This is a genomic window from Rickettsiales bacterium (assembly GCA_035765535.1).
Lineage (GTDB): Bacteria > Pseudomonadota > Alphaproteobacteria > Rickettsiales > JABCZZ01 > JABCZZ01.
Genome location: DASTXE010000006.1, coordinates 352,785 through 376,050, shown reverse-complemented (window position 1 = coordinate 376,050; position 23,266 = coordinate 352,785). Strand labels below are relative to the sequence as shown.

The window sequence follows — 23,266 nt, the reverse complement described above, 5'->3', positions numbered from 1 at the left end:
GTGCCGTCTTTGCTTTATCGCAAAGACATGCTGAAACCAGACCGAACATTAGCAATAGTCGTATATTATACATCACAATACCCTTTTGCCGGGTATACCGTTATAGTATACGAACGAATTTTTGCCAGTAGAAATTTAGGGGAGTGTTAAGCGCGTATGGAAGCCCCGGAAAGTGCGGGGTCTGTAGCGGTTTCGGAGTCTCTTCTCTGGGTCCAGGACTCTGGAGGAGTGGTGGGCAGGGGGCGGGGTTTTAAATCATTTGTTGCTTTCGGCGCCATGCCGGGGGTCGCCTGAGCCTGAGGGCGAACTTTGTCCACATAGCCTTTAGAGGCAGTTGCGGCAGCAGCGTGTTCAGGTGCATTTTGTGGTGCGGCGGCATTTTCATGGTGAGCAGGATGCGTGCTGCTATCTGCCGCATGATGGGAAGCATCTGGCGCTGCCGGGGAGGTGGCAGGTGTTTGCGGAGTTGCGGCCTGCTGAGTATCCACTTCTTTTAGAGCAGATTTTATCCAGGGGTTGTTCTGGAGTTCCCTGATTTTGTCTGTCAGTCCTTGTTCAATCTGATTTTCGTGGATGCGTACATCGCGATCGGCAGCAAGAAAAGCAGCCGTATGCTTGATAATTTCCGGAGTGGTGCCTCTGGGGGATGTCAATAGAAGGTTGGCAACCTGTGTATATAGCCCTTCATAAGCCTGCGGGCTTTCATAATATTCGTGGCGCTTTTCCGTCGTGATACCGGTGAACAGGCTGGAAGTGGAGTAAAGGCTGGCGATTGCCCATTTTAATGGGGGTTCGGCACGATGCATGCCGTTGCTGATGTTCTGCTGGTAGCTTTTGGACGTTTCGTAAGCGTCCTTAAGCATAAGGGCATTATCCGACAAGAGCAGGGCGCCCTGCACCGCAAGCGGTTTGCGGGCAATGAACATATAGACGGAATCGGGCAGGATCTTGAAGGCCTCGCCGATTTCTCCGTCTTTCAGGCATTTAAGGAAGCCTTTTCTCTTGCGGAACTGGTCAAGTTTTTCTTCGGAAACTTCCGGTATCACTACGGCAATCAGGGCGCTGGTCGCAGCCACAGCAGCGGCCCCGGCAGTGCCAATACCCGGGCGTTTGAGCAGGGGCATGTCCTTGCGGTGGCTGGCTTCCATGAGACCGCTTCGCAGCAATGCAATGTTACCTGGAAGTGCGATGGCGTTTAATACCTGGATCGGGTGGGTTTTTGCCATATCCCATACACGGTGCCCCAGCGTACGTTCGCGATAGGTAATCTCAGGTGTTTTGATAAGGGGTTCGGTAAAGGTAAGCCCTTCCTTGTGCAGAAAATCATGCAGCCCGCTGGTAATACGCGAAAACTGGATGGGGCCTGCGCCGGAGCCAAATGCTGCTCCCAGCATGTTGGAAGTGCCGTAGAGCACACCGGCCGTGATACGATTTTTATCGCCGGTCAACTTACCGTATACGATCTGCAGTGCATGGCCTGCTATACCAAAGATGCCGCTGAGGTTGGCGCTGTAACGACGCACCTTTTCCAGGCCTGTGAGTTCCTGAATATGATCGGGCGTATCTGATTTCTTGGGGGCGCCTGCGGTGAAGCCGCCATTGCGCAATACGTCCAGGATGGGTTCTTCCTTCTTGCCGAAATCTGCAATCTTATAAACCTGCTGTCCCTCTACCGTATCGCCGTAAGTGATGTATCCGCGCTTTGTCAGATATTGCGGAAGCGTAGCCAATTTGCTGTCGAAGTTCTGGGGGGCGTAAATGACTACCTGCAGCCATCCGCCAGCGTTCTTTGTAACATCTATCTGTTTGATTGGCGAGGACGGGTCCTGCCAGTCATACCGAGATCCCATAGACTTGTACCTTTGTGACAATAGAGACTATTGCATTCTGTTATCATACAAAAAATCGTTAACTTGTTGTATGAAGATTGTGTTACAAAATGGCCTTTACGGGGTCCCGGGCCCATAAATAGTTTCCAATGTATTGTAAAACTTGATTTTATCTTTTTTCATGCTTTCGGACAAGTATTTGTTTTTTGTAAAAGTCATTGCTGTGAATGTGGTAGGTGTAATAGGATTTTTCCACTTAATACATTGTATAACAAATAAAATATTTCTCCGAAGAGTATTGGAAACGATTTCGTAAAATGTTAGGCATGGAAGTTTTGGACTTGCGGATTGCAAAAGATAAACGAGGAAAGGTATAAGAAAGCATGTTACTCGAATGGATCCATATCCTAAATTCCATTATTCTGCTCGGAACTGCGGTGGGCGGCGCTTTCTTTCTGTTTATGGCGAATCGCAGCCGGGAACCTGGCAGCATTTATTTCTCTGCGCGCAATGTTGTGCGTATGAACTGGATGTTTACTCTGCCGACCGGTGTCATTCAGCCTGCCACAGGTATGATGATGATGCATGAGCGAGATTACTCCTTCACGGAAGGTTGGTTGGTGCTTGCTGTCATGCTGTATCTCTTTGCCGCTGTATGCTGGGTCATGGGAGCGTTACAGCAAAGCAAGATGCGCGATATGGCGCAGGTTGCATTTTCAAGCCGGGAGGAATTGCCGCCGCGTTTTCGGCAAATGCATAGGAATTGGGAATGGCTGGCCGTCATCGCATTTCTCTCTCTGGCAGGGATCTCCTATCTGATGGTGGTAAAGCCGCAGATTGCCTTTCTGTCCGGCCTTGTTGCGCATTAATTCACACACAACGTATCTTTGCTTAGCTGCTTATAAAGCACATATTATCTCCATTAACTAATAATGATTATTATTTGCATTGACAGGGTAAGGATTTTATTCTACCCAATATGCAACTAAGAATTATTATTAATTAAAATATGCAGCCAGACAGGAAATCATGGGAACATATCATCGCAATGACCAGTGCGGTTGCGTTGCATGGCGGTGTAGCTGCATGGGCTTTGATGCCCGCTGAGACTGCAGCCCTGCCGCAGCAGGTGATCCAGGTCAGCATGGTAGCGCCCTCCGTTATTCAAAAAGTGGAAGTGAAAGAAGAAACACCTGTTGTTGATCCGGTGCTGCTTGCGTCGCCAAAGCCCAAGGGCATGCAGGCACGCAGTAAGACCGAACATAAACGGAAACCACAGAAGAAGGTGGAAGCTATTAAGGAGAAAGTTTCTGCTCCGTCCACTTCCGGTCCGCAAGATGCAAATGCCACAGATAAACTGGCAGCGACTACGGAGCCGGTTTTTAATGCTGCATATTTGCAAAACCCACCGCCTGAATATCCGCTTTCTGCAAAACGCCGCGGTGTGCAGGGGCAGGTGATGCTGGATGTTGCTGTTACCAAAGAAGGCTCGGCCCATAGCGTTAACGTTGCGCATACAAGCGGTTCTTCACTGCTCGATGAAGCTGCGCGCGATGCGGTCAGAAACTGGCGGTTCATTCCTGCAAAACGCGGCAATGAAGCGGTAGATGCAAGGGTAATGGTACCGGTGCAGTTTAAATTGGATTGAGGAGATACAAGTGAACATCTTACATACGCTTACACAGGGAGACCCGGTCGTTATTGCCGTGCTCGGTGCGCTTATCGCTATGTCGGTCATCAGCTGGTATATTTTGCTGTGGAAAGGTTTTAGCTTGCGTGCGGACCGCAGAGCGCTGCAGCAGTTCCGCCGTAAATACACCACCCAGGCAGACTGGCCGAAGCATGTTACGTCTGCACGTGTTAACGGTATGGTCGATATGCTGACCGATGAAGCGGAGCGGCTGAAGCCGGTCATCGCATCCTATGCCCATGAAGAACGCCAGACCATTCTCTCCATGCATTTAATACAGGCGCTCGATCTTGCCAAAGTGCAACTGGATAAGGGGCTCACTATGCTGGCTTCGGTCGGCAGCACATCGCCTTTCATCGGTCTCTTCGGCACGGTGTGGGGAATTACCGGAGCGCTTGCAAAGATCACTGCTGAAGGTAATGCGGGCCTAACCGCAGTAGCGGGACCGGTGGGGGAGGCGCTAGTGGCGACGGCTGTCGGCTTGTTTGCGGCGATTCCTGCCGTGCTTGCCTATAATGCATTCGTGCGGATGAACCGCGTGCATGTGCAGGATTTGCGCCATATCGCCGAGCAGATGACCGTGTATATTCCGCTACGCAATTCCACTTCGCGTTTTGTCGGCGACAATATCCAGCTTGTAAGGGACTGATCATGGCGATGGGTTCTTTTGATCGCGACGATCTGCATGCGCCATTGGCGGAGATCAATGCGACGCCGCTTGTGGATGTGTTGCTGGTGCTAGTGGTGATTTTCCTGGTCACAGCACCGTTGCTTAATAATACAATCAAGTTGGAGCTTCCGCATGAAGCAGCTGCGCATGTAACAGAACAAAAAGCGGTCGTGCTTTCTGTTAATGCAGGCGGGCAATATTATATAGATGAGAAAGCGGTAACATCTGAACAGCTGGAAGAGCAGCTGCAACAGCTTGCTACAAAAGATACAAAACAGCCGCTGCATATCCGTGCAGATGAATCCGTTGCTTACAGCAAGGTAAGCCATCTGCTGGCACTGGCCTCGCGTTTTGGCCTCGGCAATATCGGCTTTGTCACCCAACCCAAAAATCCCTAACCATAAAAAGGAAAGATTATGCTCTCTCATCCTGCCGTGCGTCTTATAAATGCAAATAATTATTATTTTCATAAGATAAGTTCTTTCCTGCTTATCACTTCCATGCTGACCGGTGTTGCGGTTTCTGCGACGGCAGCGGATAATAATACTCCGGTCACGCAAATGCCGGTGGTGACAGTCGAGGGTGAAAGCGGGCAGCAGGGATATGTGACTGCCGATCCTTCCCTGAGCAAGATCACATCCTCCGTGAAAGATACGCCTGCTTCTATCACAACGGTTCCCAAAAAGCTGATGGACGATCAGGGCGTGACCACCATGCGCGACGCTTTGCGCAATGTGCCGGGAATTAGTCTTGCGGCCGGTGAAGGTGGGGCACAAGGCGATAACCTTACCATACGCGGATTTACCGCGCGTTCGGATTTCTATCTGGACGGCATGCGCGACTTTGGAAGCTATTACCGCGATCCGTTTAATCTCGAAAGCGTTGAAGTGCTGAAAGGGCCTGATTCTCTGCTCTTCGGGCGCGGTTCGACAGGGGGCGTCGTCAACCAGGTCAGCAAAGATCCGGAGCATACCAATTTCAATCGCGGTGCGCTGGCCTTCGGCACCGACGGTACGAAGCGTGTCACTGCCGATCTCAACCACAATGCCGGGGACGGTGTTATTGTGCGTCTGAATGCAATGGGGGATGATGGCGGTGTGGCCGGTCGTGACGGCGCGCATAACAGCCGTTACGGCTTTGCGCCTACGGTGGAAGTGGGGGCTGGTACATCCACGCGTTATACGCTCAGCTATTTTCACCAGTCGGAGGATGACATTCCCGATTACGGCGTACCCTGGTTCTATGGCAGCCCTGCGGCGGTGGATACCAAGAATTTCTATGGCTTCAAGAATGGCAACGCCGATTACCTGAAGACCGATGTGGATATCGGCACGGCAAAATTCGAGCATGACTTTAATGATAATCTGACGCTGCGCGATCAGGTACGTATTGCTAATTATGACCGCAACGTACGTATTACCGAGCCGAAGATTTCCAGCCTGCCATCGCCGAATACGCCTCCTTCGGCAGTCACCGTCACCCGTAATGAAATTACGGCGAAGAGTACCGAGCAATTCTTTGATAACCAGACGGATTTGACCAGTAAATTCAACACGGGCCAGTTCAGGCACACCGTGGTGACCGGATTGGAGCTTTCGCATGAAACTTCGGATCCTACGCGCTATACATGGAGCGGCGTTCCCACGACGAATCTTGCCAATCCGAATGAAGACCAGCTTTTCAGCGGTACGGAGAGCGTCAGCTCACGTGTGAAGGCAAGTGCCAATACGGTTGCTGCTTATGCCTTGGACACAATGGCGATCACGCCGAAATGGGATCTTATCGGGGGGGTGCGTTTCGACCATGTGGATTCCGATTATTCGCAATCGGTTTCGCCTGCTTCCAGCTTCAGCAGAACAGATGATATGTTAAGCTGGCGCGGCGGGACAGTTTATAAGCCTGTGCCTATCGGCAGTTTCTATGTGGCGGTTGGCACGTCATTTAATCCATCCATTGAGCAGCTTTCGCTTTCCGCAGCCAATGCCAATGTAGCGCCGGAGAAAACGCTTTCTTATGAAGCAGGTACGAAATGGGACCTGTTTGACAAGAAGCTTTCCGCGAATTTTGCCGTGTTCCGGGATGATAAGACGAATGCGCGCACTCCGGACCCGAATAACCCCCTGCTGAATATTCTCTCCGGCGAGCAGAGAGTGCAGGGTTTTGAGGTGGGCCTAAGCGGACATATCACAAAGAAATGGCAGATCTTTGGCGGTTATGCCTTTATGGACAGCGAGGTCGTGAAGTCGACCAATCTGTTGGAACAGGGTAATCCTGTTGCTAATGCGCCGAAGCACACATTCAGCCTGTGGAATACTTACCAGCTCACGAGCAAGCTGGAAGTAGGGGGCGGTATGAACGCCATCTCCAGCCGCAATGCGAGCACCACGCCCAATGCCACCAGCCATGTGATGGAAGTGGCGCCGGGATATGTGACATTCGACGCCATGGCGAAATACCCGCTTACCGACAATATCAATATGCAGCTTAACATAACGAATCTTCTGAACACGGATTATTACGACCAGATACATCCTTCGCATATCGTTCCGGGCGCGGGACGCACGGCACTGCTTACCACCAGCTTCAGTTTTTAGGAAAAATGTCATGTTATTACAGATTCCCAATGTCTTAAATAAAGAGCAGGTGGCTGAGTGCCGGAGATTGATCGGCCAGACGGAATGGGCGGACGGGAAGGTGACAGCCGGTTACCAGTCTGCTCAGGTGAAACATAATATGCAGCTAGCGGAGGATAATCCGGTTGCGCGTAAACTGGGTGATGTCATTCTGGCGGCGCTGGAGCGAAATCCACTGTTCATGTCCGCTGCACTGCCGCTCAAGGTGTTCCCACCTTTGTTCAACTGCTACCGCGAAGGCCAGAATTTCGGCTCGCATATCGATAATGCCATCCGACAGGTGAAAGGCACGCCGCACCGCGTGCGCACGGATCTTTCAGCCACGCTTTTCCTGAGCGAGCCGGATGAGTATGACGGTGGAGAGCTGGTGGTGGAAGATACGTACGGCGCTCACAGTGTGAAGCTTGCGGCGGGTCATATGATCCTGTATCCGGCGAGCAGCATACATCATGTGACGAATGTGACGCGCGGTGCAAGGATTGCGGCATTCTTCTGGATACAAAGCATGGTCAGGAGCGATGAAGAACGCACGCTGCTGTTTCAGCTGGATAATACAATTCAATCCATTTTGAGCGATCTGCCGGAACATAAAGCGGGCGTGCAGTTAACGGGTATCTACCATAATCTGCTGCGTCGCTGGGGGGATGCATGATCCGCCATGCGTTACATAAGATTCATCTCTGGCTAGGCATTGCGCTATGCGTTCCGCTGGTATTGCAGGGGCTTACCGGAAGCATGCTGGTGTTTGAGCGCAGCATTTATAAACCGTCCCTAACGCTTGCCAACGGAACACCGCATAGTGTGGGCGAGATTATAGAAGCGGCGCGCGCTGCCGTGCCGGAAGAGTTTGAGCCCGCTATGTTCCGGTCTGGGAGTACGAACGAATATGCGAGTGTCTTTTTCAGCAAGCAGTCGCATAAGAAAACTTCTGATGGCAGGCAGGGGAAGCGGGTGCGTATACAGGTCGATCCGGTATCGCTGCAAATAATACATGAAGAAGATTCCGGATTCATGCATGCGGTGGAAGACTGGCACACGAACCTGATGCTGCGTGAATATGGAGGGCGTAGCATTGTCGGCTGGTTCGGTGTGGCGATGCTGGTGTTTGGCATCAGCGGTATTGTTTTGTGGTGGCCGAGGCATGGGCAGTGGAAACGGGCTTTTACCGTCCGGCTTGGCGTGCCAGGGTTTCTTCTACATCGCGATCTGCATGGGGCGGCAGGGATATGGAGTGTGCTGATGCTGATTACGGTGAGTTTCAGCGGTGTTTATCTTGCCTTTCCCAAAACAATGGATGCCATGATCGGTAGCGTGGCTGTTTTACGTGACTTCAAAGCGCCGCCTGCACAGAAGCTCGAGCCTCTGGAAGATCAGGAGCCGATGAATGTGGATGAAGTAGCGGCGCTGGCTATACAGTCTGTGCCGGAGAGCAGGCTTGTTTCCATTAATTTACCTGGAAGGCTGAATCAGCCATACCGCGTCGGCCTACTCAAAGCGGGGGCAAGGGCAGGCGAGCCTGTTATTACGGTATTTATCGATCCGTGGCAGAAGCGTGTCATGGAGATTCGCAACCCGCAAGAGTATACAATTGCTGAGCAGTTCGTCGTATGGCAGCATGCGATTCATACGAGTGAAGGATTCGGCGTTCTCTGGCGCACGCTTGTGTTCCTCACCGGATTCATGCCGCTGCTATTTGCGATCACAGGTGTTTCCATGTGGCTTATTAAGGGACGGAGAAAAGCCGGGAGGGTGTAGTCAATCCGGCTTACTGCGTGTATCAAGCTCCACGAACTGCCAGGCCACTTCGGGGAATTTGGCACGCACTTCATCTTCCAGGCGGTTCGTCATGTCGATGGCATCCTGAGTGCGTTGATAAGGACCGGGATGAAGCTTATATGCCAGAAATACTTTATTAAGACCCCGGCGCAGTGCGATGAATTGCAGGATACGCATGCCCGGCACGATGGATTCCATAATCTTTGTAAGGGCTTGCTTATAATCGAAACGCGTGGCTTCTCCTATCAGCAGTGATTTGAGTTCGCGCGCAAGCAGCAAGGCAGCCACAATAAGCAGCAGGCCGATTATCAGCGATCCGGCGGCATCCCAGCGGGGATCTTCGGTGATCCAGTTGGTGATTAAAGTTACTAACGCAACGATTAACCCAAAAATAGCGGCGACATTGGTCAATGTTACCACCAGCAGGTCTGCGTTTGCCGTGTAGCGTATCCATTCCCAGAGCGAGCCGTAAGGATTCTTCCGGTCCACCTGCTTAAAACAGGCACGCAATGCGTATATCTCGGCAATCAGGGAAAGCACTATTACGATGACACCGATTGCCGGATACTCCAGCGGCTTTCCATGTGCCCATTTCTCAATACCCTGGTACAGGTTGAATACGCCGCCTGCTGAAAAAAGCAGCAGGGAAACAATAAAGGACCAGAAGAACTGTTCGCGGTCGCGCCCAAGCGGGTAAAGCGGGCTTCGCTGCACGGCGATGTGCCTGCCATACAACAGGATTACTTCATTACCTGCGTCCAGTGCACTGTGAATGGCTTCCGCGAGCAGGGCGGAGCTGTTGGTAAAGAAGGCAGCGGCGAATTTGATGATTGCGATTACGCAATCGGCCGCCAGCGAGACGATAATAGCATATGCGCTGTGATGATGATCCGCCATATCTACCCATCCCCCTGCATATCGTTCTCCTTTCCATCACCAGAGAAATGAATATTCTGCCGGAAAGTAAATAAAGAAGCGATATGCGCGTGGAATAGCGTGTATTATGCGGCTTCGATCAGAACCTTAAGTGCTTTGGTAGCAGCGGCTTTGCCAAAGGTTTCGTAAGCATCCAGAATACTGGCAAGCTTAAAGCGGTGCGTAATCAATTGTTTGGGATCGATTTTCTTCGCTTGCACGGTTTTAAGCAGCATCGGTGTGGTAACGGTATCGACAAGGCGGGTCGTGATGGTGATGTTCCTGTCCCACAGGCGTTCAAGATGGAGATCCGCTTTCACGCCGTGCACGCCGATATTGGCGATGACGCCGCCCGGAGCGATGATTTCTTCGCATAATTCAAAGCTTGCTGGCACACCGACTGCTTCTATGGCGCTATCCACTCCCTCGTTAGTCAGTTGCTTGATCGCAGCGACCGGATCGATGCGCTTGCTATTGATAATGTCGGTGGCACCGAGATGCCTGGATACTTCCAGCCTGTTATCATCCATGTCGATCATGATGATTTTTGCAGGAGAATAAAACTGCGCGGTCAGTAGTGCGGCGAGCCCGATGGGACCAGCGCCGACGATTGCTACCGTGTCGCCCGGCTTGACCTTGCCGTTCAGCACACCGCATTCAAATCCTGTGGGGAAAATATCGCTCAGCATGACGAGCGCTTCTTCTTCCACCCCTGCCGGGATTTTATAAAGGCTCGTATCCGCATGCGGAATGCGCATATATTCAGCCTGCGTGCCGTCAATGCGGTGGCCGAGAATCCATCCGCCCGTGGTGCAATGGGAATACATGCCTTTGCGGCAATAGTCGCATTTGCCGCAGGAGGTGATGCAGGAAATCAGCACATGGTCTCCCGGTTTGAAAGCTGTCACGCCTGCGCCGATTTTTTCTACAATGCCGACTCCTTCATGGCCTAGAATGCGGCCCGGTTCGCAGGTCGGCACATCGCCTTTCAGGATATGCAGATCGGTGCCGCAAATCGTCGTTCTGGTGACTTTCACCACTGCGTCAGACGGCAGCTGGATTTGCGGCATGGGCATATCTTCAAGGGCTTTCTTGCCGGGGCCGCGATAGACGAGCGCTTTCATGTCATTCTCCTTAAATGTATAGTGTCCGGGAAGTGTGCTTATGGATTCTCTTCCCGGACGGTAATGTCTTCTGTTATGCGGCCAAAGCTTCCTTGATTTGTCTCGCGACTGCTGTCGTGCGCTTGTTGAGCGGCTCCAGCGTTTCACTGCAGCTGTCGAAAGTGATGCTGAGCATTTTATTTGCTACATCGAAATAATTATCCATGGTCTGGCGGAACATCCTATGCTGGAGCTTAGAGAGATCTTCCTTCGTGCGGCAAGAGAAAGCTGCGGTCGATAGTTCGCACAAATTGGAGAAGCTGCGGTTATAGCTTTCCGCCAGTTCACGGCTCAGTTCTTGCGCGACACGGAAGGCCTTGCTGCTGCTTTCCGCTATGCAATTGATATTACCGGAGCAGGCAGCAGCGAGTTCGCCCGCCATTTTGCTGCAGGTATTGGCAGCCTGTGCAAAGTTCTCCATATTTTTGCTGTTTATTTCCATGGCTTTATTTTCTGCATCCTGCAGCATTTCCGTGATCTTGGCTTCTGCACCGTGGTTTTTGTGTTCGGAGGCGTGTTTTTTTGTATGAGCGGATGTTGTCATAAAGGCTCCCTGAAAAATGATTGGATATTGCTGCGCGTCTTGCACAACATATTTCCTTTGTAGCGCATCAGGGGAGCAAGAGGTTTGACCGCGGTCAAATTCTCCCATGTTATATTGCGGTAGTGATTGGTCTTATCATTAAGAGAGGAGAAGTTTATGTTTTCCAAGTTTAAGACAAAACCCGTCACCGAAACGCATGCTATGAGTGTTACGGATGCTATTTATCACCGCCGGGCGGTGCGTAATTATACGCCGGAAGCTATTAACCACGAGACAATCAAAGCGTTGCTGGACGCTGCCGTGCAGGCTCCGACCGCCATGCATGAGGAACCCTGGGCGTTTGCCGTTATCCAGAATAAGGAAATGCTCGACCGGCTTTCGCGTGATGCAAAGGAACTGGTGCGGCAGGAGGCTTTTTCCGTCGAGAACCATATGGCGTCGCATGCGCTGAAGATGGTGAATAATCCGGATTTTAACGTATTTTACAATGCCGGTACTCTGGTTGTCATCTATAGCAAAATGCATGGTCCGTTCGTGAAGGCCGATTGCTGGCTTGCTGCCGAGAATCTGATGTTGGCAGCATGCGATAAAGGACTCGGCAGCTGCGTTATCGGGTTTGCTGTCTCGGCGCTGAATTCCGCGCAGTGGAAGGCGGAGCTGGAAATTCCGGTGGATATGGTGGCAGTTGTTCCGATTATTCTTGGCGTGCCCGCCGGAGAAACAACACCGGTTCCGCGTAAGCCTGCCGAGATATTGACCTGGCAGTGATCCCGGCAGAAGAAAGGGCCAATTTTTAGACCGTTGAAAGATTGGCCCTCAAGAGATTACTTTGCCGTCATTGAGCTTTTGAGCGTATCTATCCACTGGCGCATTTTTTCTCTTATTTTTTCAGCGATGCCAGGACTTTCCGTCTTCAGTTCCGCCTCGGCTGCCTGAATCTCTGTGCTCAGGCTGTGTTCCTGGCCGTTGTATTTCAGCATGACGGTTGCGGCATTGTGGCTTAGCTGCGAACGCGCATGCTCCAGGGCAAGGCGTGTAAAACCGTAGTCTCCCTGCTGCAGCAGATCATCTGCCAGTACGATATTATCGTATACGCCCTGCAGCATATCGTTCGATTTCTGCTCGATCTCGGTAGTGACCATGTCCGTGCTCAGGATAGTCTGAAGTACCTTGATTGCCTCAGCAGTATTGCGGTCGGAAAGTTCCTTGATTGCTTTTTCAAGGTCAACTTTGATTCTGGCATTGTCCCACTCCATGTGCAAGGATGTCGTCCCGGCACCTTTAGGGATAATGCCGAGTTGTTTTTCTCTCTTTGTGTCTATGGCAGGCACTGAGACGGCAAATACTCTTTCTTCAAACGGAAAGAGGGCAAAGTGCCATTGCTTGTATTTTGTTCCGGCAGGCGGTCTGACGGTATATTCGATCCGGCCCAGATGAAGATGGTCGAGTGTTTTAAGGTCCGGGTGATTCTTTTCCAGATCGCTTAAATTCTGACGGGCCTTGCCGAGATAATGAATAGCATCGTCGTTCATGCCGTAATCGCTCGACACCAGGGCAGCGCTGATGTTGCCTAAAAGAGCCTGTATTGCTTTAGGAGTTTCAGATTGTCCAGCGTCGGCTGCGGTTGTCAGCTGGGGCATGTTCTGAGCCGAAGCCGCTTTTTCGCCGGCCATTGCCGGGGTGACGCAACAGGCGCATAGCCCTATAGCCGCCATCACTATTTTTGAATGTTTCATAATTTTCTCCTCACATTGAAATGTTATCTGCGGGAGGAGTATATATTCCGTTATGGTCAGAACCTTGACCGGAATCAAAACATTCCAGATTGCTAAAACCACGCAGGTTTATATCGGTTATTCCATGTGATAACCGCCGTTGACGGAGAGAACTTCGCCGGTAATGCAGGCTGACTGATCCGATACGAGGAATAATATGGCATGCGCAATTTCCTCCGGTTTGGCAAGCCTGCCGATGGGGATCTGCGCGATCAGGTTTTTCATTACATCTTCCGGTACGGTTTTCACCATATCCGTATCCGTATAGCCCGGCGCGATAACGTTCACCGTAATGCCTTTGCGCGCTGTTTCCCGGGCGAGCGCTTTGCTGAAGCCGATGATACCTGCTTTGGCGGCGGAATAATTGGTCTGTCCGATCTGGCCCATCTGGGCATTGACGGAGCTGATATTGACGATGCGGCCGAATTGCTTCTCGCGCATGGAATTAATAACGGCGCGGCTCATGTAAAAAACAGCTGAAAGATCTGTAGTGATAACGCTGTCCCAGTCTTTGGGCGTCATTTTATGCATCATGTTGTCGCGTGTAATCCCGGCATTGTTAACCAGAATTTCGACCGGGCTTCCGAAATCAGCGCCGATCTGCTCTATCCCTTTGGCGCATTGATCATAATGTGTGACATCCCATTGATAGACCTTTATGTCATTTTCTTTTCCGAACGTTCTGGCCTGTTCCTCATTGGCGACATAGTTTGCCGCCACTTTGTAGCCTGCTGCCTTCAGCGCTTTGCAGGTTGCTGCGCCGATGCCCGTTGTACCTCCGGTTACGAGTGCTACTCTTGTCATAAATTCCTCCTTATTACATAATGGGTTGTATTTTAAATGTATTGGGTATTTGATTCTTGATTGCTGTCAAATACCGGAGCTTTTCTGAACGCTATACTGATAACATGCATTTCAGACTGAGATTGATCGTATCGGTATTTGCTGTCGCGTTCGGTTGCGCCGCGCAGGCTGCCACTTATTCCATTGAGGATGAGGCTGTGGGCGAAACCGCACGTTATACCGTACAGCAGGAAGATACGCTTTATTCCGTGGCCAGGCATTTCGATCTCGGCATTGTAGAATTGCTGGCCGCCAATCCGGATGTGGATGCATGGGTGCCGGAAGAAGATACGGAACTGGTGCTGCCTACCATGCACGTGCTGCCCGCTGCACCGCATCGAGGTATTGTTATTAACCTGCCGGAACTCCGGTTGTTTTATTTTTCTTCCCCGGACGTGGTCATGACGTTTCCCATCGGCATAGGGATGGAAGGATGGCGCACACCCGTCGGTCTTGCGGCGATTATAGATAAGCGGGCCAATCCTGCATGGGTTCCTCCAGAATCGATGCGCGCCCAGAATCCCGCTTTGCCCAAGATGATTCCTCCGGGGTCTGATAACCCGCTCGGTGCCTACGCGCTTTACCTCAACTGGCAAGGTTACCGCATTCACGGTACGAACCGCCCGCAGGGAATCGGGGTGCGTTCCAGCCATGGCTGCATCCGGCTCTATCCGGAAGACATTGAGGTGCTGTTCAAGGCTGTCAAAGAAGGAACCGCCGTTCATATTGTCGATCAGCCCTATAAGCTCGGTTGGAAAGGAGACACGCTTTATCTTGAGGTCGTTCCTACTCAGGAACAGCTGGATACGATTGCGGAATATGAATCCCCGCTACCGGCCAGTGTGGAAGGCGTGCACAAAGCAGTGCGGCAGAAAGCAGGCGGGGAGAGCGATATCGACTGGTATGAAGTCGATAACGCCCTGATGGAACATAACGGTATTCCCGTTGTCATTGCGCATCGTTCCCGCCACTAACTTTTATTTATTCTGGCCAGCACGGAAGATACGGTCCGCTTTCTTGGCAGAATTATTGGCGCTATCTGCTGCCTGCGATGCCTCATCCGCAGATTCGGCTGCGCTGGCCTGGGCCTGCTTTGCCAATTCTTTCGCCTCGCTCGCTTCTTGTTTGGCCTGCTGCGCCAGGTCATGCGTTTCCGTCAAAAGTTTCCTGTCTTCCGGGCTGAGCTGTGTGCAGGCTGCACATGCGCCGAGCAGAAGAGCTAATGCTGTCATCGTACAAATCTTCATAAAACGTCTCCTTAGTTTACAAGTAGATGGTTGATACTGCTTAGTCGGTCGCCTTATCGCATATTTCCTGTTCCTCACGGGTGAGGGCAGGGATGGGACGCCGAACAGGCTGTGCGCCAGCCACCGGTACCAGAACCGGCTGTGGAGTTTTGAGGTAAACCATGGCGGGAGAAGCGGAAGTGTCCCGCTTGAGAGAGGAGTGAGCGGAATGCATGATCTGGGTCTCCTTGTATTGATTGAAGTTACAGCATATGCCCTTCCCATGAAAAAAACTTGACCAGAGTCAAACAAAGAAGATTTTTAATAAACTACTGTAATTTCTTCTCAAAGAGAGTGCGGCTGCAACTGTACAGAAGCCCATATAAAAAATAGATATGGATTGCGGCAGCCGGTACGCCCTTTGAAAGGGAAAGAATAAGCAGGAATTCAGGATATGAAAAAGCATCCTACACATAATATAAAGAGTTACACGCCACCGGTGCTTTTGTGGGACTGGACTATATTATTTTTTGGGTTGGCAGCCATAGGGGCGCATTATGTCACCCTCCACATGGCATTGCCTTCCATATATCATTTTCAGGCAGCGGATATTCCCCTGATCGTGGTTGCCGCAGTCGGCGGGATACCGTTAGCATTCCAGATTCTATGGAAATTGCTACGCGGTAATCTGGGGGCGGATCTGCTTGCGGCGCTGGCGCTGGCAACGGGCGTATGGCTGGGGCAATATCTCGCTGCCGTGCTGATTGTCATCATGCTGGCGGGGGGACAGGCGCTGGAATATTACGCTATGCGCAAGGCGTCTTCGGTCCTTCTTGCGCTTGCAGGGCGTATGCCTTCTATAACGCACCGCAAGAAAGGCGAAACACTCGAAGAAATAGCGATTGCCGATATTGGCATCGGTGATGAGATTACGGTGCTGCCGCATGAAACCGTACCGGTAGACGGTACAGTCGTTGAGGGAAATGGTTCCATGGATGAATCTTATCTCACAGGCGAGCCCTACCGCATAGCGAAAGCCCCCGGCGCGTCAGTCATATCCGGTGCCATTAACGGGGAATCGGCGATAACTATCCGGGCGGAGAAGCTTCCTTCAGATTCCCGCTATGCGCAGATCATGCAGGTCATGCAGGATGCCGAGCAGAAGCGCCCGACCATGCGCAGAATTGGCGATCAGATTGGTGCTGTGTTTGCACCGCTGGCGTTGCTCACCGCGCTCGCTGCGTGGTATTTCAGTGGCGACTCCGTACGATTTCTCGCTGTGCTGGTCGTTGCCACGCCGTGTCCGCTGCTTATTGCCATTCCGGTTACGCTTATCAGCGCTATCTCTATTGCTGCCAAGCGGAGCATTATCATTAAAGATCCCACCGTATTGGAACGGCTGCCTACCTGCCGCACGGCGATTTTCGATAAAACCGGCACGCTTACCTACGGCAAGCCGGTATTGACGGAGATTATTCCGGCAGCAGGCGTTTTGTCTCACGAAATCCTGCAACAGGCAGCGAGCCTGGAATATTATTCAAAGCATCCGCTGGCAGGAGCTATTCTGGACGCTGCGGAGAAAGAAAAACTTCCGGCCTTGAAGACCACCAGTGTTTCTGAAAAACCGGGGCAGGGGCTTACAGGAAGAGTGGCGGAGCATGAAATGAGAGTGACACATCGCAAGCAATTGCTGGGTTCGGCCCCCGATATTGCGTCAATGCTTCCGCCAACGGCAGCGGGGCTGGAATGCGTCATTCTTCGGGACGGTCAGTATGCGGCGACTTTTCGCTTCCGCGATGCTCCGCGAAATGACAGCAAGTCTTTTGTCAGTCATCTCGAGCCGTCGCACCAGTTCAGCAAAATCATACTGCTTTCCGGAGACCGCGCTTCGGAAGTGGAATATCTTGCCGGAGTGCTGGGTATCCAGGAAACACTGTCTTCGCAGGCTCCGGAACAGAAAGTAGCTATCGTGCGTGCAGAAACGGTGAAAGCTCCCACTTTCTTTATGGGTGACGGTATCAACGATGCCCCGGCGCTGGCTTCCGCTACGGTGGGCGTTGCTTTCGGCCAGCATAGCAGTGTAACATCCGAAGCGGCAGGGGCCGTCATTCTGGAAAACACCCTGACGAAGGTGGACGAGTTGCTGCATATCAGTATCGCCATGCGCCGTATTGTGCTGCAAAGCGCTATCGGTGGCATGGGACTCAGTCTGATTGCGATGGGGTTTGCCGCTGCCGGATTAATCACTCCGGTAGCAGGGGCTTTGCTGCAGGAGGCTATAGACGTGCTGGCTATTGTGAATGCATTGCGGCTTGCATGGAGCGATATACGAAGCGATATGCAAAAAAGAAGATGACTATATGGATTATTTACAGGCACCTGATAGATATTGCGTTATGGTTTTTATTCGCAGCATAGCAATCAGTTTGTGTATGATTCCCTTTGCAGCCCTTGCCGCAGAGCAGGATGCCATGCAGCATATGGATATGGGGGGGGACTCCATGTCCATGCATGGCTTTTACGGTGCATATCCCATGAACCGCGAATCTTCCGGCACTTCATGGCAGCCGGATTCCTCACCGATGCAGGGCATCCAGAATATGTATGGCGACTGGATGACGATGGTGAATGGATATGCCGACGTTATCTATGATAATCAGGGAGGTGCGCGCGGCAAGGACAGGAGTTTCAGCGAAAGCATGCTGATGGGCATGGCTTCGCATCCGCTTGCGGGCGGTACGGTAGGCTTTCGCGGCATGATGTCGCTCGATCCGCTGATGGGAAAGGACGGTTATCCTCTGCTGCTGCAGACAGGCGAAACAGGTGACGGGCACACGCCGCTCATCGACCGGCAGCATCCGCATGATCTGTTCATGGAGCTTTCGACCACATACAGCCATCCCGTTACCGAGAACAGCTCGGCATTTGTCTATGTCGGTTATCCCGGTGAACCGGCGCTTGGGCCTGCGACATTCATGCACCGTTTTTCAGGCATGGATAATCCGGAAGCGCCTATCGCACACCACTGGCTGGATTCCACCCATATCACTTACGGCGTGGTGACAGCGGGATATATATTGAACAACTGGAAGTTTGAAGGTTCTGCTTTCAATGGCAGAGAGCCGGATCAGTTCCGCTGGAATTTCGATGAGCCGTGCCTAAACTCCTATTCCGGCCGCCTGACTTATAATCCTACCGCTAACTGGTCGATGCAGGTAAGTTACGGTTATATCAAGAGTCCTGAACAGTTAGAACCTGATGTCAACCAGCATCGCACCACGGCTTCCGCTACTTATAACTTGCCGTTTAACGATAATAACTGGCAGACCACGTTCGCCTGGGGGCTGGATGAAAACAGTCCGGGCCATTCCTTGCATGCGCTTTTGCTGGAGTCGGCTGTGAAGCTGCATGACACGCATACCTTCTTCGGGCGTGGAGAGTGGGCGCAGAAGGACGAATTGTTCGACGAGACCAGCCCGCTTGCCGGAGAGACTTTCAATGTCGGCAAGCTGAGCCTCGGCTATGTGTATGATATGCCATTGGCTGAGCATGTCAAACTCGGTCTTGGCGGCCTCGGTAGTGTGTACGCGCTACCGGACAGCCTTACGCCTTATTACGGCAGCAACCCGGCCTCCTTCATGCTGTTTGCCCGCGTGAAGCTGGATTGATTTATTTCACGATAATACTGCCTGTCATAACCGGGTGCATCGTGCAGAGATATTTGTACGTGCCAGGTTTGGTGAAAGTATAAGAATATTTATCGTTTGTATCCAGCGCGGCGGAATGGAACACGCCGCCTTTCGCAAGCACAGTGTGCGGATCGTCGTCTTTATTTATCCAGATTACGGTCGTGCCTGCTGTCACGGTAATCGCTGCGGGAGTGAACTGGTGGTTTTTGATCTCAATGACGGTGTCTTTTGCCCATGCCTGTGAAGAAGAGGTCATGAGTATTATAATGGCGGCGCGTATAAAGTTTTTCATAAACGTTACTTTCCTTACGATAATGTTGAATTTACGAGTGCCAGCGCGTGGGAACCCTGCACAGTTGTTACGTCCGTAATGCCGAGATAGGTGCGCAACTTATCGGCAGGCACAAGCATGGGGCCGGGGGCAGGGGCTGCGCCGGGAGCGGGCTGCGGATAGGCCGTGCCACGGGCGGTGTGGAAGGTTATGTTGCCTTCCACTTTCTGAATCACCTGATGAATATGGCCGTTCAATATGGTGACCGAACCGTATTTCCGCAGCAGGGCGAGTGCCTGTTCCCCGTCCTGCGTGCCCCAGCCCCACGATTTGTAAATGCTCCAGAGCGGAATATGGGCGAACACCACGATAGGTGTATTAATATTGACGGCGCGCAGATCATCCGCCAGCCATTTTAGCTGCTCGGCTCCGAGGCTGGTTTCCTGTCCGTTCTGGAAATTGAAGACATTAATGAGCGCTATGAAATGAACGCCGTGATCGTCAAAACTATACCAGCCCTGACCTTTGGTGCCTTTGCCGTAGCGTTCCATGTAGAGCTTGCCTGCGCCTTCGTCGATCACATCATGTTCCCCAGGGACGTAATGCACGGGGGCGGGTAGCGCTTTAAGCACTTCTGCCGCGGTATCGAATTCAGAAGCTTTTGAAAGATGGGTTATATCGCCTGTATGGAGAATCAGGGACGGTTTTATAGGAAACGCATTGATCTTGCCGATTGCTTCCTGCAGCGTTTTAACGGGAGCGGGATTGGCCGCCTTGTTAAAGCCGATATGACTGTCACTGATCTGTATGAAGTGGAAGTTTCTGTCCAGTTTCCCGGAAGCGGAAAGATTGGTGGCATCGTCTAGGGCGAAGGCACGCGGGATTCCGCCCACCAGTCCCCATATTACGCCGGTTCCCGCCCATGCCGAACATTTGAGGAAAGATCTGCGGCTTATGCCGGAAGAAGAGTCATCAGTCATAAAAGCTCCATAAGTTAATAGCTTGTGAGAATGGCATTCGGGATATATAACTTTCCTTCATGCGTTTTTATTCCCGGTAAAAAAATTTTAGCATCCGGGAATAAAACGGGCGCAAGGTCAGTTCTATAGAGATGGATGAATGAACCCCAAGGCTGATGTGAAACGTTTTAACGAGTTATTCGCGCCCCATATGAACGCGTCGTATAATCTTGCGCGCTGGCTTACCGGCAGTGAGAGCGCCGCACAGGATGTGGTGCAGGAGAGTTACTTAAGGGCATTTCGTTTCATGCATCGCTTTACGGATGGAAATGCGCGGGCATGGTTGCTCGCCATTGTGCGTAACCAGAGTTACACATGGCTGAAACAGTCCGGGGTGTATCGTGAGGTGAGTATCGGCGATGAAATAGCTGAAGACGACCATATTCTCGGGCATATGCAGACACCGGAATTGGCGGCAATACGAAATCAGGATGCTGCCTTGCTGCATAAAGCGCTGGCGGCATTGGCACTGCCGTTTCGCGAAGTGATTATCCTGAAAGAACTTGAGGAGATGGCGTATAAGGATATTTCTGCGGTAATAGAAATTCCCATAGGAACGGTGATGTCGCGGCTGGCGCGTGCGCGGAAGATGCTGAAAACGGAATTATTGAAATTGTATTCCCATGACTGAAATGAACTGTAACGATTGTTTGCGTTTGCTGCATGGTTATCTGGACAACGAACTGGAACCGGCGAAGAGCATGCTTGTTGCCGAACATCTGGAATCCTGTTCTTCGTGCAGGCACGAATATAGGGAAATACAGCATCTGTCTTCCGGGGTGAAGGCGCATGCGCAGTATTTTGAGGCTCCTGCTTCGCTTAGCAGCAATGTATTTGCGGCTGTTGCAGCCCAGAGTTCGGATTCGGAGGGTACATGGCAGGCGATGCTGGAGAAGGCACGCCACTGGCTTGCTCCTGCATTTTCCGCCGCGGCGCTTGCGGCTGCCAGCATTCTCTATGTTGCTGCGCCGGGAAGTCAGGATGCATGGATGGATGAAGCGGTTTCGGAACATGTGCGCTCGCTCATGGCGGAGCATCTGAATGATGTCGCCTCTTCCGATCGCCATACGGTGAAACCCTGGTTTACGGGTAAGCTCGATTTTTCACCACCGGTTTATGATTTCGCTGCGCAAGGCTATCCGCTGCTCGGTGGGAGGCTTGATTATCTGCAGCACCAGAACACAGCGGCACTCACGTATCGCCGTAACAAACATATTATCAATGTGTTCATTTTTCCCGTGCAGGAAGAAAGCGCTTCATCGCAAACCGGTTCTGAACGCGGTTACAATGTCATACGCTGGCAGCAGAACCATATGCGCTTTATTGCAGTATCCGACCTGAATATGCAGGAGCTCAAGGCTCTCACGCAGCTGATACAGAAAGAGCTATAAGCTTATGCAGATGCTTTGCGCGGGCTCTTTGCTTCAAGAGTATCCAGCGGTTTTGTCGCCGGGCCGTTCAGAATCTCTCCGTTGATGCCGAAGCGGGAGCCATGACAGGGGCAATCCCAGCTTTTCTCTCCCGGATTCCACTGCACGATACATCCAAGGTGCGGGCAGACGGCCGAGCGTTCGTGCAACTGGCCGTTTTCATCCTTGTAGACCGCGATTTTCGAAGTGCCGTCGCGCAATACTGCTCCTTCGCCGGAACGAAGAGCAAGCGCGCTTTCCACTTTGCTTCCTTTGATACGGTCAGCCACCATGCGCTCGGCAGCATTGGCATTTTCTTTGATAAAGCATGGTACGGCTTTCAGAGTTTTGCGTGCCGGGTCGTATAATTTTTCGTATGCATTCGGGCGACCCTGAATGAGATCGGCGATTAGCATGCCTGCAATCGTGCCGTGCGTCATGCCGTTGCCGGAATCGCCGGTTGCAATATAGACATTATGTTCGTCCCCCGGATTGCGTCCTATAAAAGCCAGCGAGTCTATAGGTTCCATTACCTGTCCCGACCAGCGGTATTTCACTGCTCCAATCGTTGCGAAATAGCGCTGTGTCCATTGCTCCAGCCGGCGGTAACGGTCTGCCGGGTCCTGCGCCTGTCCTGTTTTATGATCTTCTCCCCCGACGATCAGCACATCATGCGTGCTGCCGCGCACGATGCGCACATAATGGTAAGGATCCTGCATATCCCATAGCAGGAAGTTGGGATAGCTATCCTTGGGAATCTCAAAACCCACAACATAGGTCCGGTAAGCGGCCTGCTTGGTATGCATTTTCACCCAGTCATTGACAGGCGTGTTCGTAGCAACGACGACATGGCTCGCCTGCACCTGCATTCCATTGTCGGTTTTTACATAGGCTGCTTTCCCGCCTTTGACCTCATTGACATGACTGCCAGTATAAATCTGTCCGCCGAGGCGCAGAAAAGTGTTTGCGAGTCCGGTCATGTATTTTGTGGCGTGGAATGTACCTTGCTGAGGGAAACGCATGGTGGGTGCGGATAGCTGAATGCCCGGAACGGGAACATGCGTATGCACATCCATATCCGCGAAGCCAGCGCGCCTTAAGGCATCATGCTCCTGATTGAAAGCATCCTTCTGGTCGTCCTCGAGTGCCACGAGATAACCATCGAGACGCTCGAAATCGCAGTCGATATTTTCTGCTTTGATAATGTTTTCGATGCGGTTAATCGCGGCCATATGGCTTTCGGCTGCTAATCGGCTATTTTCTACGCCAAATAGCGATTCCAGATTGTAAAACCTGTCATCCAGCACAGCGGTCAAATGGGCTGTGGTGCGGCTGGTTTCGCCGGACGCAAGTCCCCATGCATCCAGAATGACAACGGATTTTCCTTCTTTTGCCAAAAGATAACCTATCGTGAGGCCCGCAATGCCTGCGCCGACGATGCATATTTCGGTGGTTAAATTATCCGCAAGCGTGGAGAAGACGGGTTCCTGCATTTCGTCGGTCTGCCACACGGAAACGGATTCATCTTTGCTGCGCTGCATAGGATCTCCTCTTCTGGAAAAATGCTTATGCTAAGGGTGCCTACAGAAGGCATAAAAATGCTAGGGGGATGATAGGTAAGCGCATTAAGTTTCAATATAATCTATTGTGTCTGAATACGAATCCAAGGATTATTCCAACTGGATGCAAAATAATGATTTTTATACTAATCGTTCGGTCCAGTAGCGGCTTCTCTAAGGCCCGCAATTGCACCCAAGCACGTGAAACCGGACTAGCAGCTTTCAGTTGCAACGATAAATTTTCCTTATTTGGTT

24 protein-coding genes are annotated in these 23,266 nt (G+C 51.7%); 13 read left to right on the top strand and 11 right to left on the bottom strand.

The annotated features are described in order from the left end of the window. Positions 1-146 precede the first annotated feature (146 nt). Positions 147-1,850 carry a hypothetical protein gene (locus tag VFT64_10450; GenBank protein ID HEU5048248.1) on the bottom strand — a complete coding sequence of 568 codons (1,704 nt, stop codon included), beginning with the start codon at positions 1,848-1,850 and terminating at the stop codon, positions 147-149. 362 nt (positions 1,851-2,212) lie between these two features. Between VFT64_10450 and VFT64_10445 the strand changes: the two genes are divergently transcribed. The 7 genes from VFT64_10445 to VFT64_10415 all read left to right on the top strand — a co-directional run bounded on the left by VFT64_10445 (position 2,213) and on the right by VFT64_10415 (position 8,577). After that, complete coding sequence (locus VFT64_10445; protein HEU5048247.1) at positions 2,213-2,698, top strand: DUF2269 domain-containing protein; 486 nt, start codon at positions 2,213-2,215, stop codon at positions 2,696-2,698. A 140-nt stretch (positions 2,699-2,838) separates the two neighbouring features. Then, positions 2,839-3,477, top strand: a complete 639-nt coding sequence (locus VFT64_10440) for an energy transducer TonB (protein ID HEU5048246.1) — start codon at positions 2,839-2,841, stop codon at positions 3,475-3,477. Between the two features lie 10 nt (positions 3,478-3,487). After that, positions 3,488-4,168, top strand: a complete 681-nt coding sequence (locus tag VFT64_10435) for a MotA/TolQ/ExbB proton channel family protein (GenBank protein ID HEU5048245.1) — start codon at positions 3,488-3,490, stop codon at positions 4,166-4,168. A 2-nt stretch (positions 4,169-4,170) separates the two neighbouring features. Next, positions 4,171-4,587: a biopolymer transporter ExbD gene (locus tag VFT64_10430; protein HEU5048244.1), complete on the top strand. Its 417-nt coding sequence runs from the start codon at positions 4,171-4,173 to the stop codon at positions 4,585-4,587. Between the two features lie 18 nt (positions 4,588-4,605). Further along, complete coding sequence (locus VFT64_10425) at positions 4,606-6,783, top strand: TonB-dependent siderophore receptor (protein ID HEU5048243.1); 2,178 nt, start codon at positions 4,606-4,608, stop codon at positions 6,781-6,783. A gap of 10 nt (positions 6,784-6,793) precedes the next feature. After that, on the top strand, positions 6,794-7,474 hold the full coding sequence (locus VFT64_10420; protein HEU5048242.1) for a Fe2+-dependent dioxygenase: 681 nt from the start codon (positions 6,794-6,796) through the stop codon (positions 7,472-7,474). Then, positions 7,471-8,577, top strand: coding sequence for a PepSY-associated TM helix domain-containing protein (locus tag VFT64_10415; protein HEU5048241.1), 1,107 nt, complete (start codon positions 7,471-7,473; stop codon positions 8,575-8,577). The genes VFT64_10420 and VFT64_10415 overlap by 4 nt, the downstream gene beginning before the upstream one ends. Here VFT64_10415 and VFT64_10410 read toward each other — a convergent pair whose 3' ends face one another. The 3 genes from VFT64_10410 to VFT64_10400 all read right to left on the bottom strand — a co-directional run bounded on the left by VFT64_10410 (position 8,578) and on the right by VFT64_10400 (position 11,220). Next, positions 8,578-9,495 carry a cation diffusion facilitator family transporter gene (locus VFT64_10410; protein HEU5048240.1) on the bottom strand — a complete coding sequence of 306 codons (918 nt, stop codon included), beginning with the start codon at positions 9,493-9,495 and terminating at the stop codon, positions 8,578-8,580. It lies immediately after the preceding gene. 104 nt (positions 9,496-9,599) lie between these two features. Beyond that, the gene (locus tag VFT64_10405) at positions 9,600-10,637 is read right to left on the bottom strand and encodes a zinc-dependent alcohol dehydrogenase family protein (protein HEU5048239.1); all 1,038 of its coding nucleotides are present in this window, start codon (positions 10,635-10,637) and stop codon (positions 9,600-9,602) included. A 73-nt stretch (positions 10,638-10,710) separates the two neighbouring features. Beyond that, positions 10,711-11,220 (bottom strand): phasin family protein, encoded by a 510-nt coding sequence (locus VFT64_10400; protein HEU5048238.1) that lies wholly within the window; start codon positions 11,218-11,220, stop codon positions 10,711-10,713. Positions 11,221-11,376: 156 nt separating this feature from the next. Between VFT64_10400 and VFT64_10395 the strand changes: the two genes are divergently transcribed. After that, positions 11,377-11,988 (top strand): nitroreductase family protein, encoded by a 612-nt coding sequence (locus tag VFT64_10395; GenBank protein HEU5048237.1) that lies wholly within the window; start codon positions 11,377-11,379, stop codon positions 11,986-11,988. A 56-nt stretch (positions 11,989-12,044) separates the two neighbouring features. Here the strand turns inward: VFT64_10395 and VFT64_10390 are convergent, their stop codons facing one another. After that, on the bottom strand, positions 12,045-12,956 hold the full coding sequence (locus tag VFT64_10390) for a hypothetical protein (GenBank protein HEU5048236.1): 912 nt from the start codon (positions 12,954-12,956) through the stop codon (positions 12,045-12,047). A 117-nt stretch (positions 12,957-13,073) separates the two neighbouring features. Continuing rightward, positions 13,074-13,799 (bottom strand): acetoacetyl-CoA reductase, encoded by a 726-nt coding sequence (gene phbB / locus VFT64_10385; GenBank protein HEU5048235.1) that lies wholly within the window; start codon positions 13,797-13,799, stop codon positions 13,074-13,076. Positions 13,800-13,903: 104 nt separating this feature from the next. Between phbB and VFT64_10380 the strand changes: the two genes are divergently transcribed. Then, positions 13,904-14,812 (top strand): L,D-transpeptidase family protein, encoded by a 909-nt coding sequence (locus VFT64_10380; GenBank protein ID HEU5048234.1) that lies wholly within the window; start codon positions 13,904-13,906, stop codon positions 14,810-14,812. A gap of 3 nt (positions 14,813-14,815) precedes the next feature. Here the strand turns inward: VFT64_10380 and VFT64_10375 are convergent, their stop codons facing one another. Next, a complete protein-coding gene (locus VFT64_10375; protein ID HEU5048233.1) occupies positions 14,816-15,085 on the bottom strand; it encodes a hypothetical protein in 270 nt (89 codons plus the stop codon). Between the two features lie 40 nt (positions 15,086-15,125). Further along, positions 15,126-15,299, bottom strand: coding sequence for a hypothetical protein (locus VFT64_10370; GenBank protein ID HEU5048232.1), 174 nt, complete (start codon positions 15,297-15,299; stop codon positions 15,126-15,128). 219 nt (positions 15,300-15,518) lie between these two features. On the opposite strand from VFT64_10370, the gene VFT64_10365 reads away from it, so the two are divergent. Beyond that, a complete protein-coding gene (locus VFT64_10365) occupies positions 15,519-17,420 on the top strand; it encodes a heavy metal translocating P-type ATPase (protein ID HEU5048231.1) in 1,902 nt (633 codons plus the stop codon). Positions 17,421-17,496: 76 nt separating this feature from the next. Then, positions 17,497-18,732: a hypothetical protein gene (locus VFT64_10360; protein ID HEU5048230.1), complete on the top strand. Its 1,236-nt coding sequence runs from the start codon at positions 17,497-17,499 to the stop codon at positions 18,730-18,732. Between the two features lies 1 nt (position 18,733). Here VFT64_10360 and VFT64_10355 read toward each other — a convergent pair whose 3' ends face one another. After that, positions 18,734-19,045, bottom strand: coding sequence for a cupredoxin family copper-binding protein (locus tag VFT64_10355; protein HEU5048229.1), 312 nt, complete (start codon positions 19,043-19,045; stop codon positions 18,734-18,736). 14 nt (positions 19,046-19,059) lie between these two features. Then, positions 19,060-20,004 carry a metallophosphoesterase gene (locus tag VFT64_10350; GenBank protein HEU5048228.1) on the bottom strand — a complete coding sequence of 315 codons (945 nt, stop codon included), beginning with the start codon at positions 20,002-20,004 and terminating at the stop codon, positions 19,060-19,062. A gap of 139 nt (positions 20,005-20,143) precedes the next feature. On the opposite strand from VFT64_10350, the gene VFT64_10345 reads away from it, so the two are divergent. Then, the gene (locus VFT64_10345) at positions 20,144-20,674 is read left to right on the top strand and encodes a sigma-70 family RNA polymerase sigma factor (protein ID HEU5048227.1); all 531 of its coding nucleotides are present in this window, start codon (positions 20,144-20,146) and stop codon (positions 20,672-20,674) included. Beyond that, the gene (locus tag VFT64_10340; protein ID HEU5048226.1) at positions 20,667-21,434 is read left to right on the top strand and encodes an anti-sigma factor; all 768 of its coding nucleotides are present in this window, start codon (positions 20,667-20,669) and stop codon (positions 21,432-21,434) included. Before VFT64_10345 ends, VFT64_10340 begins: the two co-directional genes overlap by 8 nt. A 2-nt stretch (positions 21,435-21,436) precedes the next feature. Here the strand turns inward: VFT64_10340 and VFT64_10335 are convergent, their stop codons facing one another. After that, complete coding sequence (locus VFT64_10335) at positions 21,437-22,993, bottom strand: FAD-dependent oxidoreductase (GenBank protein HEU5048225.1); 1,557 nt, start codon at positions 22,991-22,993, stop codon at positions 21,437-21,439. Between the last annotated feature and the right edge of the window lie 273 nt (positions 22,994-23,266).

Coding starts and splice junctions, on each gene's coding strand:
- VFT64_10450 (HEU5048248.1), bottom strand. CDS start 1,850: ATGGGATCTCGGTATGACTGGCAGGACCCGTCCTCGCCAATCAAACAG.
- VFT64_10445 (HEU5048247.1), top strand. CDS start 2,213: ATGTTACTCGAATGGATCCATATCCTAAATTCCATTATTCTGCTCGGA.
- VFT64_10440 (HEU5048246.1), top strand. CDS start 2,839: ATGCAGCCAGACAGGAAATCATGGGAACATATCATCGCAATGACCAGT.
- VFT64_10430 (HEU5048244.1), top strand. CDS start 4,171: ATGGCGATGGGTTCTTTTGATCGCGACGATCTGCATGCGCCATTGGCG.
- VFT64_10425 (HEU5048243.1), top strand. CDS start 4,606: ATGCTCTCTCATCCTGCCGTGCGTCTTATAAATGCAAATAATTATTAT.
- VFT64_10420 (HEU5048242.1), top strand. CDS start 6,794: ATGTTATTACAGATTCCCAATGTCTTAAATAAAGAGCAGGTGGCTGAG.
- VFT64_10415 (HEU5048241.1), top strand. CDS start 7,471: ATGATCCGCCATGCGTTACATAAGATTCATCTCTGGCTAGGCATTGCG.
- VFT64_10410 (HEU5048240.1), bottom strand. CDS start 9,495: ATGGCGGATCATCATCACAGCGCATATGCTATTATCGTCTCGCTGGCG.
- VFT64_10405 (HEU5048239.1), bottom strand. CDS start 10,637: ATGAAAGCGCTCGTCTATCGCGGCCCCGGCAAGAAAGCCCTTGAAGAT.
- VFT64_10400 (HEU5048238.1), bottom strand. CDS start 11,220: ATGACAACATCCGCTCATACAAAAAAACACGCCTCCGAACACAAAAAC.
- VFT64_10395 (HEU5048237.1), top strand. CDS start 11,377: ATGTTTTCCAAGTTTAAGACAAAACCCGTCACCGAAACGCATGCTATG.
- VFT64_10390 (HEU5048236.1), bottom strand. CDS start 12,956: ATGAAACATTCAAAAATAGTGATGGCGGCTATAGGGCTATGCGCCTGT.
- phbB (HEU5048235.1), bottom strand. CDS start 13,799: ATGACAAGAGTAGCACTCGTAACCGGAGGTACAACGGGCATCGGCGCA.
- VFT64_10380 (HEU5048234.1), top strand. CDS start 13,904: ATGCATTTCAGACTGAGATTGATCGTATCGGTATTTGCTGTCGCGTTC.
- VFT64_10375 (HEU5048233.1), bottom strand. CDS start 15,085: ATGAAGATTTGTACGATGACAGCATTAGCTCTTCTGCTCGGCGCATGT.
- VFT64_10370 (HEU5048232.1), bottom strand. CDS start 15,299: ATGCATTCCGCTCACTCCTCTCTCAAGCGGGACACTTCCGCTTCTCCC.
- VFT64_10365 (HEU5048231.1), top strand. CDS start 15,519: ATGAAAAAGCATCCTACACATAATATAAAGAGTTACACGCCACCGGTG.
- VFT64_10360 (HEU5048230.1), top strand. CDS start 17,497: ATGATTCCCTTTGCAGCCCTTGCCGCAGAGCAGGATGCCATGCAGCAT.
- VFT64_10355 (HEU5048229.1), bottom strand. CDS start 19,045: ATGAAAAACTTTATACGCGCCGCCATTATAATACTCATGACCTCTTCT.
- VFT64_10350 (HEU5048228.1), bottom strand. CDS start 20,004: ATGACTGATGACTCTTCTTCCGGCATAAGCCGCAGATCTTTCCTCAAA.
- VFT64_10345 (HEU5048227.1), top strand. CDS start 20,144: ATGAACCCCAAGGCTGATGTGAAACGTTTTAACGAGTTATTCGCGCCC.
- VFT64_10340 (HEU5048226.1), top strand. CDS start 20,667: ATGACTGAAATGAACTGTAACGATTGTTTGCGTTTGCTGCATGGTTAT.
- VFT64_10335 (HEU5048225.1), bottom strand. CDS start 22,993: ATGCAGCGCAGCAAAGATGAATCCGTTTCCGTGTGGCAGACCGACGAA.